At 65.2% G+C, this 12,623-nt stretch carries 12 protein-coding genes; 10 read left to right on the top strand and 2 right to left on the bottom strand.

Translation table 11 applies throughout. The annotated features are described in order from the left end of the window. Positions 1-10: 10 nt before the first annotated feature. From NR187_RS33685 to NR187_RS33715, 7 genes are all read left to right on the top strand, one after another. Positions 11-694, top strand: a complete 684-nt coding sequence (locus NR187_RS33685) for an amino acid ABC transporter permease (RefSeq protein ID WP_211385411.1) — start codon at positions 11-13, stop codon at positions 692-694. A 7-nt stretch (positions 695-701) separates the two neighbouring features. Continuing rightward, positions 702-1,370, top strand: a complete 669-nt coding sequence (locus NR187_RS33690; RefSeq protein ID WP_211385410.1) for an amino acid ABC transporter permease — start codon at positions 702-704, stop codon at positions 1,368-1,370. A 1-nt stretch (position 1,371) separates the two neighbouring features. After that, on the top strand, positions 1,372-2,130 hold the full coding sequence (locus NR187_RS33695; protein ID WP_211385409.1) for an amino acid ABC transporter ATP-binding protein: 759 nt from the start codon (positions 1,372-1,374) through the stop codon (positions 2,128-2,130). A 19-nt stretch (positions 2,131-2,149) separates the two neighbouring features. Continuing rightward, on the top strand, positions 2,150-2,944 hold the full coding sequence (locus NR187_RS33700) for a transporter substrate-binding domain-containing protein (RefSeq protein WP_211385408.1): 795 nt from the start codon (positions 2,150-2,152) through the stop codon (positions 2,942-2,944). 66 nt (positions 2,945-3,010) lie between these two features. Continuing rightward, a complete protein-coding gene (rpiB, locus tag NR187_RS33705) occupies positions 3,011-3,475 on the top strand; it encodes a ribose 5-phosphate isomerase B (protein ID WP_211385407.1) in 465 nt (154 codons plus the stop codon). Continuing rightward, entirely contained in the window at positions 3,454-4,407 is a 954-nt protein-coding gene (locus tag NR187_RS33710) for a ribokinase (RefSeq protein ID WP_306235830.1), read from the top strand. Before rpiB ends, NR187_RS33710 begins: the two co-directional genes overlap by 22 nt. 39 nt (positions 4,408-4,446) lie before the next feature. Further along, complete coding sequence (locus NR187_RS33715) at positions 4,447-5,172, top strand: sulfite exporter TauE/SafE family protein (RefSeq protein WP_211385406.1); 726 nt, start codon at positions 4,447-4,449, stop codon at positions 5,170-5,172. A gap of 11 nt (positions 5,173-5,183) precedes the next feature. Here NR187_RS33715 and NR187_RS33720 read toward each other — a convergent pair whose 3' ends face one another. Continuing rightward, positions 5,184-7,250, bottom strand: coding sequence for a bifunctional diguanylate cyclase/phosphodiesterase (locus tag NR187_RS33720; protein WP_211385405.1), 2,067 nt, complete (start codon positions 7,248-7,250; stop codon positions 5,184-5,186). Next, a complete protein-coding gene (locus tag NR187_RS33725) occupies positions 7,250-8,407 on the bottom strand; it encodes an ABC transporter substrate-binding protein (protein ID WP_249129304.1) in 1,158 nt (385 codons plus the stop codon). The genes NR187_RS33720 and NR187_RS33725 overlap by 1 nt, the downstream gene beginning before the upstream one ends. Before the next feature lie 220 nt (positions 8,408-8,627). Here NR187_RS33725 and radA point away from each other — a divergent pair, with 220 nt between their 5' ends. The 3 genes from radA to purF all read left to right on the top strand — a co-directional run bounded on the left by radA (position 8,628) and on the right by purF (position 12,403). Next, complete coding sequence (gene radA / locus NR187_RS33730) at positions 8,628-10,073, top strand: DNA repair protein RadA (RefSeq protein WP_211385403.1); 1,446 nt, start codon at positions 8,628-8,630, stop codon at positions 10,071-10,073. A 166-nt stretch (positions 10,074-10,239) separates the two neighbouring features. Further along, positions 10,240-10,869 (top strand): CvpA family protein, encoded by a 630-nt coding sequence (locus NR187_RS33735; RefSeq protein WP_211385797.1) that lies wholly within the window; start codon positions 10,240-10,242, stop codon positions 10,867-10,869. A gap of 28 nt (positions 10,870-10,897) precedes the next feature. Beyond that, positions 10,898-12,403: an amidophosphoribosyltransferase gene (purF, locus tag NR187_RS33740; RefSeq protein ID WP_211385402.1), complete on the top strand. Its 1,506-nt coding sequence runs from the start codon at positions 10,898-10,900 to the stop codon at positions 12,401-12,403. Positions 12,404-12,623 lie beyond the last annotated feature (220 nt).

A 12,623-nucleotide genomic window follows, 5' to 3' on the forward strand; every position in this document is an offset into this window, starting at 1 on the left:
CCCTGTTACGATGAGCATCCAACTCGACTTTCCCGCAGTGCTGGAGCGTTGGCCGAGCCTTCTCGGCGGCGCCGTGCTGACGCTGGAGTTGGCGTGCTTCGCGACTGTGCTCGGCGCCCTGATCGGCACGCTCGCAGCCATCGGCCGCGGCTCGCGAAGCCCGCTGATCGCGGGAGCCTGCAAAATCTATGTCGAGGCGATCCGCAACACGCCACTGCTCGTGCAGATCTTCCTGGTCTATTTCGGCCTCGCCAGTCTGGGGCTGAAACTCTCGGCCTTCACCGTGGCGGTGGCCGCGCTTACGATCAATGTCGGGGCCTACACCGCCGAGATCATGCGTGCCGGTTTCGAGGCGATCCCGCGCGGGCAGATCGAGGCCGCCGAAGGGCTGGCGCTGTCGCGCCTGCAGATCTACTGGCACATCATCCTGCTGCCGGCGATCGAGAAGGTCTATCCCGCGCTCACCAGCCAGTTCGTGCTGTTGATGCTGGCTTCCTCCGTCTGTTCGCAGATCTCGGCCGAGGAACTCACCGCGGTCGCAAACTACATCCAGTCGGACACCTATCGGGCGTTCGAGACCTACATCATCGTCGCCGTGCTCTACGTCATCCTGTCGCTGGTGATGCGCGCGGGCTTCTGGGGCCTCGGCCTCGTGCTGTTTCCGCGCCGGCGCCGGCTCGGCACGCCACTGTGAGATGACCATGGGCGGACATCTCAACATCAACCATCTGATGTTCCTCGGCCAGGGCGCGCTGTGGACTATAGGGCTGTCCGTGATCGCGCTGATCGGCGGCGGCATCGTCGGCTTCGTGATCGCGCTCGCGCGGATCTCGCCACTCAAATCGGTGCGGATCGGCAGCGCCGTCTATGTCCAGCTCGTCCAGGGCACGCCGCTGCTCGTCATCCTGTTCCTCGGCTATTTCGGCCTTGCCGCGATCGGCCTCAAGGTCTCGCCGCTTGCGGCCGCCGGTGCTTCGCTGACGCTCTACGTCGCCGCCTATCTCGGCGAGATCTGGCGCGGCTGCATCGAGTCGGTGCCGAAGCCGCAATGGGAGGCCGCCGACGGCCTGGCGCTGAGCCGGACTCAGCGCATGATGAAGGTGATCCTGCCTCAGGCGATCCGCATCGCGACGCCGCCGACCGTCGGCTTCATGGTCCAGATCATCAAGAACACCTCGCTCGCCTCCGTCGTCGGCTTCGTCGAGCTGATGCGCTCGGGCCAGATCGTCAACAACTCGCTGTTCGAGCCGTTCGCCATCTACGCCATCATCGCCGTCGTCTATTTCGCCATGTGCTATCCCCTGTCACTGTTCAGCCAGAAGCTGGAACGGCGGATGGGGCGTGGCCGGTCCAACCTCGCGCCAGCCTGACATGCAGCAAAACGCTCCCTCCGCCGAACCGATCGTGTCGCTCCGCGACGTGCAGAAGAGCTTTGGCCCGCTCCGGGTGCTCGACGGCGTCTCCTTTGCCGTCGCACGCGGCGAGGTGATCGCCCTGATCGGCCGCTCCGGCTCCGGCAAGAGCACGGCGCTGCGCTGCATCGACCGCTTCGAGAAGGTCGATGCCGGCGAGATCGTCGTCTGCGGACATCGGGTCGACCGTCCCGACGTGAACTTGCGCGCGCTGCGCCAGGACGTCGGCATCGTCTTCCAGAGCTACAATCTGTTTCCGCATCTCACGATCGAGCAGAACATCACGCTCGCGCCCTGCACGGTGAAGGGCATGGCGACGTCGCAGGCCAAGGACCTGGCGCGAAAGGTGCTGGCGCAGGTCGGGCTCGAAGAGAAGCTGCACGCCTATCCCGAGCAGCTGTCGGGCGGACAGCAGCAGCGCGCCGCAATCGCCCGCTCGCTGGCGATGCAGCCGAAAGTCATGCTGTTCGACGAGGTCACCTCGGCGCTCGATCCCGAGCTCACAGGCGAGGTGCTGAAGGTGATCGAGCAGCTCGCGGCCGACGGCATGACCATGGTGATGGTCACCCACGAGATGGGTTTTGCCAAGGGCATCGCCGACCGGATTGTCTTCATGCATCGCGGCAGGGTCCACGAGACCGGACCTGCCTCGATCCTGACGTCGCCGACCACGCCCGAACTCACGCAATTCGTGGGGACGGGAAACCTAAAATCATAACAGGGAGAGGAAGACCAAGATGACAAACAAGACCTTGCTGGGCACCGCCGCCGCGTTGTGCGGCCTCATCATGATTGCGGCCACGCCCGCGTCGGCCGATCTGCTCGACGACATCATGAAGGCGAAGAAGATCCGGGTCTCGACGGATCTTGCGATTCCGCCTGATGGCATGATGGACGCCAACATGAAGCCGACCGGCTCCGACGTCGAGGTCGCACAATTGCTCGCCAAGGATTGGGGTCTGGAGCTCGAATTCATCCAGACGACTGGCGCGACCCGCATCCCCAACGTCATGACCGGAAAAGCAGACGTCATCATCTCGACGCTGTCCGTCACCCCCGACCGCGCCAAGGTGATCGATTTCTCTAAGCGTTATGCGACGCTCGAATCCGATGTCGGTTGCCTGAAGTCGATGAATGTGAAGGATTGGCCTGATCTGAAGGGCAAGACGGTCGGCGTCACGCGTGGCACGACCCAGGACACTACCCTGACGAACATGAAGGACAAGGAATTCAACATCGCGCGATATGAGGACGACGCCACTGACGTGACCGCGGCCGTCTCCGGTCAGATCGATTGCATCGGCACCTCGCTGCCGATCATCGCCCAGATCGGCAAGAAAAATCCGGAGCGCATATTCGAAGCCAAGATTCCGATCACGACCTTCGATCTAGCTATCGGCGTGAAAAAGGGAGAACCAAAGCTGCTGGAAAAATTGAATGCCTGGGTCGACCAGAACGTCAAGAACGGCAAGCTGAACGCCATCTACAAGAAGTTCCACGGGGTCGAGCTGCCGCCCGATATGCGTGGTTGAACCGCACCGGGCCGTGACGACCATCCACGGTCGTCACGGCCACAGGACAATCGAAAAGGACATCACATGCGTCTCGTCATCGGATCCGACCACGCCGGCTGGCCGCTCAAGCAGACCGTCATCGACCATATCCGCAAGCTCGGCCACGACGTTATCGACGTCGGCTCCCATGACGACAAGCCGGTGGACTTCCCCGACATCGCACGCGCCGTTGCGCAGAAGGTGACCTCGGGCGAAGCCGCACGCGGCATCATGGTATGCGGCACCGGCGTCGGCGCCTCAATCGCCGCCAACAAGATGAGGGGCATTCGCGCCGCGGTCTGCCACGACGTTCATTCGGCCCATCAAAGCGTCGAGCACGACGACGTCAACGTCATGTGCATCGGCGCGCAGATCGTCGGAGCCTGGCTCGCCGTGGATCTCGTCTCGTCTTATCTCTCCGCCGAATTCTCCACCGACGAGGATTTCCGCCGCCGCGTTGAAAAGCTTCGTGTCATGGACGAGCAAGGTTGGCGGTCCCGCCTGCCATGATCCTGGTGTTCGGGTCACTCAACATCGATTTGGTCGCGCAGGTTCCGGTCATTCCCGGCCCCGGCCGCACCGTGCTGGCGCCGTCCTACCAGACGCATTTCGGCGGCAAGGGCGCCAACCAGGCCGTGGCCGCGGCACGGATCGCAGGAGCAGGACAGGTCCAGATGGCAGGCCGCGTCGGCCAGGACGGATTTGGCGACCGCGCGATCGACAACCTCGCGGCAAACTGTGTCGATACCAGTCTCGTCATCAGATCGGATGAGCCGACCGGCTGCGCCTTCATCACGGTCGATCAGGCCAGCGAGAATGCGATCACGGTGGCGAGCGGAGCCAACTTGGCCGCGGGCGCCCTTGACCTGCCCGGCTCGCTCTTTGGCCCGGACACCGTGCTGGTGCTTCAGATGGAAGTGCCGTTTGCGGAGGCGCTCGAGGCCGCGCGCCGGATGACGTCGGCCTCCGGCACCGTCGTCTGGAACCTCGCACCCGTCCCGGAGAAGATGACGGGGCAGATGGTCACGGAGCTTCTCACCGTGACCGACTATCTTCTCGTCAACGAGCACGAGGCGCTCGACGCCGCGGCAGCAATCGGCCTCGTCGCGTCGGACTACGGGGCCGCAGCCGCGGATCTCGCGAGAACCGGCGACCTCACCTGCATCGTCACTGCGGGTGCGCAAGGCGCGCTGGCAGTCACCGCCGACGGTGTCCGCATCAGAGCACCTGCTCCGCGCATCACACCCGTTGACACCACCGGCGCCGGCGACACTTTTGCCGGCGCGTTTGCAGCCATGCTGCATGAGGGCGCCTCGCTGCAACGCGCACTCGGGATAAGCTGCGAGGCCGCTGCATTGAAGTGTCTCAAGCCCGGCGCCCAGACCGGCATGCCGATGCGGAGTGCAATAGGTTCCATGGCCTGGGACGGATCGCCGCCGTGACGGTCCGCGGCTAAACTCTCCCGATTCGTGGAGACCGCCTTGGCCTTTCTCTTCGTCCTCAGCGTCGGCCTCATCGCCGGTACCATCTCCGGCATCGTCGGCACGGGATCGTCGATCATGCTGATGCCGGTGCTGGTCTATGCCTATGGGCCGAAGGAGGCCGTCCCGATCATGGCAGTGGCCGCTGTGATGGCGAATTTTTCGCGGATCTTGGCCTGGTGGCGCGAAGTCGACTGGCGCGCCTGCGCGGCCTATTCGGTCACGGGAATTCCGGCTGCAGTGCTCGGCGCGCGCACGCTGCTAGCGCTGCCCGCACACGCCGTCGATCTCGCCATCGGCGTCTTCCTGATCGCGATGGTGCCGGTGCGGCACTGGCTGGCCCGGCACGATCTCAAGGCCAACCTCTGGCACCTGGCGATCGGCGGGGCCGTCATCGGATATCTCACCGGCATCGTCGTCTCGACCGGCCCGCTCAGCGTCCCGCTGTTCTTGTTCTATGGCCTGTCCAGGGGCGCCTTCCTCGCCACCGAGGCGGCTTCTTCGCTCGGCCTCTACTTCGCGAAATCCGTGACCTTCGAACGCTTCGGCGCGCTGACCGGCGACGTGTTCCTCAAAGGCCTGGTCGCGGGATCTTCATTGATGGCCGGCGCCTTCATTGCCAAGCGTTTCGTCCTGCAGCTCAAGCCCGAAATCTTCCGCCTGGTGATGGACGCGATCATGATCGCGGCTGGTCTCTCCATGCTCTGGAACGCGGCGCAGCCGTAGCCGCGCTGCGCTCAGGCGGCAAATTCGGGCGCGATCGGCGGGCTATCCGCGAGGACGCGGCTCTCGCGTGCCGGCTGTTCCTTGAGCCATTCCAGCACGGCTTCCAGCGGCTGCGGCCGATGATAGAGAAAACCCTGCCCGAGCATCACACCCATCTCGCGCATGGCCTCGGCCTGCTCGGCGCGCTCGATGCCTTCGGCCACCAGGGTGAGCCCCAGCGTGCCGGCGAGCGACGCGATGACGCCAACGATCGCCTTGTCTTCGGCGCTGTCAGGTATCTCGCTGATGAACGCCTTGTCGATCTTGACCTTGTCGAGCGGAAACCGCCTGAGATGGGCGAGCGAGCTGTAGCCCGTGCCGAAATCGTCGAGCGCGATGGTCGCCCCCAGGCGCCGCAGGCGGTGCAGCGTCTCGGACGCGCTGGCGATGTTGTTGATCAGAGATCCCTCGGTGATCTCGAGCTCCAGCAATGATGCCGCAACATCGAAGCGCGCGCAGGTCGCGCGCAGCTCGGCGGCAAGCGAATGGTCGGCGAGCTCGGACGGCGGCAGGTTGATCGCGATCCGCATCTGCGGCCTGCCGGCGGCGGCCAGCCGCTTCAGCGCGCGGCAGGCATCGGTCAGCACGTAGCGTGTCAGCTGCGCATTGTTGCCACTGCGCTCGATCAGCGGCAAGAATTCGCCGGGGCCGATCACTCCATGTTCCGGATGGCGCCAACGGATCAGCGCTTCCAGGCCGACGACGTCGTGGCTTACGAGATCGACCTGGCTCTGATACCAGACCTCGAACTGCCCCTCGGCGAAGCCCGTCGGGATGGCGAGTTCGAGATCCCGGCGGCGGCGATAGTCGCGCTGGAGCGTTTCGTCGAGCACGGCGACCGTGCCGGGCGCCTTGCTCTTGGCATGGTAGAGCGCGATGTCGGCGAGCGCCGGCAGGTGCGAAAGCTCGGGATCGCCGGCACGGCGCACGGCAAGGCCGATGCTGGCGCGCGGCACGACCTGCTTGTCGTGGAGCCGGATCGGCTCGGAAATCGCATCCAGCAATTGGCGCGCAAACCTCTGTGCGGTCGCTTCATTGCTGACCTCGGGACGGATGACGACGAATTCATCGCCGCCGAGCCGGGCCACCCAGTCTTGCGGCTCGACCGCATCACGAAGGCGTTCGGAGATATGCACCAGGAACTTGTCGCCGGCATCATGGCCGAAGGTGTCGTTGATGCCCTTGAAGTCGTCCAGATCGATGAAGCAGAACGCGATCAGGGAGTCCGGCGAGCCGGCATCGTTGCTCAGGGTCATCAGGTGCTCGGACAGGGAGCGGCGATTGGGCAGCCCCGTGAGCGGATCGTGCGCGGCCATGTGCCCGAGCCGGTCGAGCGCGCCCGACGTCGTGTGCTGCATGGCGTTGAAGGCATGTGCGAGCTGACCGAACTCGTTGGAGGATCTGACCTCCGCCGGATAGGCGCGGCCGTCCTGCTTGCTGCGCTGGATCGCCGACATCATCGCCGCCAGCGGCTTGCCGATGAAGATGTTGGCGGAGATCCGCATTGCGATCAGGGTCGCGAATGTTGCGAGCAGGCCGACGACCAGCAGCAGCGCCAGCCGGCTGCCCGTGTCCGAATAGAGCGTCGCGTACGAATAGGCGATCGCGATGCGGCCGGCCTGAACCGACATATTGCCGTTGCTGTAGTTGATCGGACGCGAGACCTCCGCGACCGCCTGCCCTGCCGGACGCGCCACCACGCGGGCAATCGCCGTACCGGTATCGTCGTAGACGGCCGCCGCGGCGATGGTCTCGTCGTGCATGATCTCGTTGAGCACGCCCGTGACCTGGTCGTAACGCATCTTCCAGAGCGGTTCGGCGATCAGTTCGGCCCGGCTCTCGGCGACGCGGGCGATGCGGGCGTCGAGCTGCCTGATCTGCGACCAGAAGCTCGAAGCTTCGACGCCGGCGGAGGCGAGCAATTGCACCAGCAGCAGCACGGGTACCGTGGCCCAGATCATCGCGCGGACGACCGAGCGCAAGCGGGGCCGCGCCGCCTGCTTGCCATCCCGATCGGTCATGTCATCACGGTTTTGCATCAGTCAGCCGTGCCTTCCAGAGGCGTCAGCGACGAGATGAGCGCATCGATGGAGAAGTCGTACTGACCGCAGCGGCCTGCCCTTGCCCTGAAACGCGTGAAATCGATCCGGTCGAAGGCGCGCGTCTTGATCAGGTCGCCGACCGCCGCGAGGTTGTCGCGCGTGATCGCAGACGTCTTGACCTCGACGCGAGGCGATGTTGCCGCAAAATCGCAGCCGTCGGCATAATCGCGCAGCAGGACGATCGACCAGCCGCCGAGCAGGAAGTGCCCGCCATCGGTCAGCAGCAGACGGCCTGCCTTGATCTCGCGCAGCGCGTCCTCCGACCAGTTGAGGCCGACCAATTGGATGTCCCCGCCGGGCGTGAGGCCGGCAGCAGTGACCGCACGGAGCGCGCCGAGCGCCATCGGATCGTTTCCGGCCCAGATGCCGGCAGGCCGGATCTGCTTGCGCGCGGCCCAGCTCAGGTAATTCGTGGTGACCTGCTCGGCCTCCGACTGCGTCCAGTTGGCGAACAGCATCCGGTCCACCACCACGTCGGGTGCGGCCGCTACCGCAAGCTGGAGACCGGCATTGCGGGCGATCGAGGCCGGCGTGATCTCGTCCCCGCCGATGCCGAGAATGTGGATCTTGCCGTCCGGGCTCTGCCATTTCTCGGCGCGCGCCGCGCCGATCAGGGCATTGGCCATCCGCGCGCCCGCGGTCTGGAGATCAGTCGTGATGTCGCCGAGCCAGGTCCTGAGCTTTTGGCGCGGCGGTCCAAGACGCGCCGCGTCGTCACCGATCAGCGTGTTGGAGAGCAGCAGCGTCCTGACCCCGGCGGCCTCGGCCGCCTCCAGGATCGGGACGGCGGCGGATTCCTCGTTCGAGAGAATGAGAAAGTCGGGCTTGTCGCCACGTGCGACCACGCCGAGCCCGAGCTCCTGCATGGTGCGGTAATTGCGCTCGCTGTTCAGCACCTCGACATGCGCGTCGAGCTTGCGGCCGGCGGCCTGCATGGTCTGCGCGACCATGTCCCAATAAACTTCACCGGTCTTGCCCGGGTTCACGAAGACGATGTTGAGACGCTTGGCATCGGCCGCAACAGCGCCATCAGGCGGCACAAGAATGCCGCAGGCCATGCCCACAGCGAGCAATATCCGCAAGAGTCCCGTCATTCGCTTCGCCATCCCGTATTGGTTCCGAAACTGGACCCGCGTCCGCTAAGATTTGGCAAAGTCCGGCCGGTTGCGGCGGCTTAGAGCTAACAAAGGGTGTATCGGGCGAGCTGAATTGCGATATTCGGGCTGCGGCCCGGCTCGCTCTCTCGGCCCGTCATTCCGTGCTATCAGCAAACCTGAAACCCTCGACTCGCTGTCCCCAAGGCTCGCGGTCCCCATGGCCAAGAACACGCTTTCCTTCGTCTGCCAGAACTGCGGCGCGGCCTATAACCGCTGGCAGGGCAAGTGCGAGTCCTGCGGCGAGTGGAATACGCTGGCCGAGGAGGACACGACCGGAAGCGTCCCGGTCTCAATCCGCTCCAAGCGCAAGGGACGGACATTCGCGCTGGAGAGCCTGTCGGGAAAAACCCAGGACGCTCCTCGCCTGTCCTCGGGCATGACCGAGCTCGACCGCGTCACCGGCGGCGGCTTCGTCCGCGGCTCCGTGCTACTCGTCGGCGGCGATCCCGGCATCGGCAAGTCGACGCTGCTGACGCAGGCCACCAGCCTGCTCGCGCGCGCCGGGCATCGCGTCGTCTACATTTCCGGCGAAGAGGCGGTCGCGCAGGTTCGGCTGCGCGCCGAGCGGCTCGGGTTGTCGGATGCGCCGGTGCAGCTCGCAGCGGAGACGTCGGTCGAGGACATCGTCTCGACGCTGTCGGAAGGCGCGGTGCCCCGGCTGATCGTGATCGATTCGATCCAGACGATGTGGACCGACACGGTGGAATCGGCGCCCGGCACGGTGACGCAGGTGCGCGCCTCGGCGCAGGCGCTGATCCGTTTCGCCAAGAAGACGGGTGCTGCCATCATCCTGGTCGGCCATGTCACCAAGGACGGCCAGATCGCTGGCCCTCGCGTGGTCGAGCACATGGTCGATGCCGTGCTGTCGTTCGAGGGCGAAGGCTCGCAGCAATTCCGCATCCTGCGGGCCGTGAAGAATCGTTTCGGGCCGACCGACGAGATCGGCGTGTTCGAGATGACGGGCCTCGGGCTTCGAGAGGTCACCAACCCTTCGGAGCTGTTCCTGTCCGAGCGCGATCTCGGCACGCCCGGTACCGCAGTCTTCGCGGGCATCGAGGGCACAAGGCCCGTCCTGGTCGAATTGCAGGCGCTGGTGGCTCCCACCTCGCTCGGCACCCCGCGCCGGGCCGTGGTCGGCTGGGATCCGAGCCGGCTGTCGATGGTGCTGGCGGTGCTGGAGGCCCATTGCGGGGTCAAGCTGTCCGGCCACGACGTCTATCTGAACGTCGCGGGCGGCCTGCGCATCCACGAGCCGGCGGCTGACCTTGCCGCCGCGGCGGCGCTGGTGTCGTCCCTGGTTAACGCGCAGTTACCCAGCGATGCGGTCTATTTCGGCGAAATCTCGCTGTCCGGCGTGGTGCGCCCGGTGGCGCAGACCCCTGCCCGGCTCAAGGAAGCGGCAAAACTCGGCTTCCAGCGCGCCGTGCTGCCCGAATCGGCCCGGGGCGAAGCCGGCGGCGATGCCGGACTGTCGCTGAACGCGATCAACAGCCTGACGACATTGGTCGCCGAAATCGCCGCCCGCGGCTCCCGCCGGGGCGAGCAGAGCGCACCGGCAGAGAAAAATGCCACACCGGCAAGATTCCGCCGTGGAGAGGGTTAGGTGGAGGTGACGTCCCCCGCCCCCACAGCTATACAGCCGTCACAAAAGCAGCATGGGATTGCGTGGTTGCGGCCTTGCCGGGAACGTCGTCTGGCCCTCACTTAGGGCGGCGGCCAAGCACCGATTCGCTGAGCACCTTCGACGTACGAGCGGACCAGACCAGCCGATGCCTGTAACACTCCTCGACCTGATCCTGCTCGGTGTGATGCTGATTTCGGGCCTGCTCGCCATGGTCCGCGGCTTCATGCGCGAAATCCTGTCGATCGCGGCCTGGGGCACGGCGGCAATCGTAACCCTTTATTCGTTCTCGAAGCTGCTGCCGACTGCAAAGACCTATTTCAACAACGATACCGTCGCGAGCGTCGTCGTCGTCGCCGGCGTGTTCGTTGGCACCCTGGTCGTGGTCTCCGTGATCACGGTCCGGATCTCCGACATGATCCTCGATTCGCGCATCGGCGCGCTCGACCGCACCCTCGGCTTCCTGTTCGGGCTGGCTCGCGGGCTTTTGATCGTCGTGGTCGCCTTTCTGTTCTTCACCTGGCTGGTGCCGGACAAGCAGCGCCCGGACTGGGTCACCGGGGCGAAATCCCGCGTGGTGCTGCAGGGAACCGGCGATTGGCTGATGGCCCTCTTGCCTGACGACCCCGAGAACACCATCTTGAAGAGATTCAAGAAAAACAAACCAGATGATGATCAAGCTGATACCGAGCAGCAGCCTTCGGGCAGTGGCGACGGATACAGCAAACCGGCTCGTGACAGCCTGAAAAAGCTGATCGAGAAACCTGCAGCGCGTTGATTTAGGCCCAAAGAGAGGCGTGGACGAGATGCGACACCCTGACCAGGACGCCCAACGTGACCACGGCCCGGCCGCGCTAGAGCTGCAGGATGATCTGGAAGGGGATACGCTGCGCGAAGAGTGCGGCGTATTCGGCATCTACGGCCACCCCGACGCCGCCGCCATCACGGCGCTTGGCCTCCATGCCCTTCAGCATCGCGGTCAGGAAGCCGCCGGCATCGTCTCCTATGACGGCAGCCGCTTTCATTCCGAACGCCGCCTCGGCCTCGTCGGCGACACCTTCTCCCGCCGCGAGGTGATCGACCGCCTGCCCGGCAACATGGCGGTCGGCCATGTCCGCTACTCCACCACCGGCGCCACCATCCTGCGCAACGTGCAGCCGCTGTTCGCCGAGCTGAATGCTGGCGGCCTTGCAGTCGCCCACAACGGGAACCTCACCAACGGCCTGACGCTGCGCCGCGAGCTGGTGAGGAACGGCGCGATGATGCAGTCGACCACCGACACCGAGGTGATCCTGCATCTGGTCGCGCGCTCCAGGCGCAGCCGCTTCATCGAGCGCTATATCGACGCGCTGCGCGAGATCGAGGGCGCCTATGCGCTGGTCTCGCTGACCAACAAGAAGCTGGTCGGCGCGCGCGATCCGCGCGGCATCCGCCCCCTGGTGCTCGGCGAGCTCGACGGCTGCCCGATCCTGACCTCGGAGACCTGCGCGCTCGACATCATCGGCGCGCGCTTCATCCGCGACATCGAGGCCGGCGAAGTCATCGTGTTCGACGAGAACGGCCAGGACATCCACAAGCCATTCCCGCCGATCGCGCCGCGGCCCTGCATCTTCGAATACATCTACTTCTCCCGACCAGATTCCATCGTCCACGGCCGCTCGGTCTACGAGGTGCGCAAGGCCTTCGGCGCGCAGCTCGCCATCGAGAGCCATGTGCCGGTCGACGTCGTGGTCCCGGTGCCGGATTCCGGCGTGCCCGCCGCGGTCGGCTACAGCCAGCATTCCGGCGTGCCGTTCGAACTCGGCATCATCCGCAACCATTATGTCGGCCGCACCTTCATCCAGCCGACGCAGGCGATCCGCGAATCGGGCGTGCGCATGAAGCACTCGGCCAACCGCGCCGCGATCGAAGGCAAGCGCATCATCCTGATCGACGATTCGCTGGTGCGCGGCACGACCTCGAAGAAGATCGTGCGCATGATGCGCGATGCCGGCGCCAAGGAAGTGCATTTCCGCCTCGCCTCGCCTCCGATCCTCTATCCCGACTATTACGGCATCGACCTGCCCGATCGCGGCGGTCTTCTTGCAGCGACGCACTCGCTGGAGGAAATGCGCGAGATCATCGGCGCCGACTCGCTGGCCTTCCTGTCGATCGACGGCATGTACCGCGCCATGGGCGAGCCCGGCCGCGACCCCGCCAATCCGAAATTCTCGGATCACTGCTTCACCGGGGCGTATCCGACCCACCTCACCGACCAGACCCAGACCGAGCAGCAGCCGCGGCAATTGTCGCTGCTGGCGGAGGCGAGCTGACGCAAGGCCGCGACGATGCAGCTGACCATCGCCATTCTCTGCGGAGGGCTGTTGGTCGGCTTCATCGTCTTCGCTTACAGGCCGGGCATGAAGGTGACGCCCGATAGCTCGGGAAACGGACCCAATAGCAATAACATTCAGCAATAACATTCAGTAGGGCGGCGGTAGCTGAAGCCCATGGCAAAATTCCGTCGTGGCCGGGCTTGTCCCGGCCATCCAC

This window comes from Bradyrhizobium sp. Bra64, assembly GCF_024519875.1.
Classification (GTDB): domain Bacteria; phylum Pseudomonadota; class Alphaproteobacteria; order Rhizobiales; family Xanthobacteraceae; genus Bradyrhizobium; species Bradyrhizobium japonicum_G.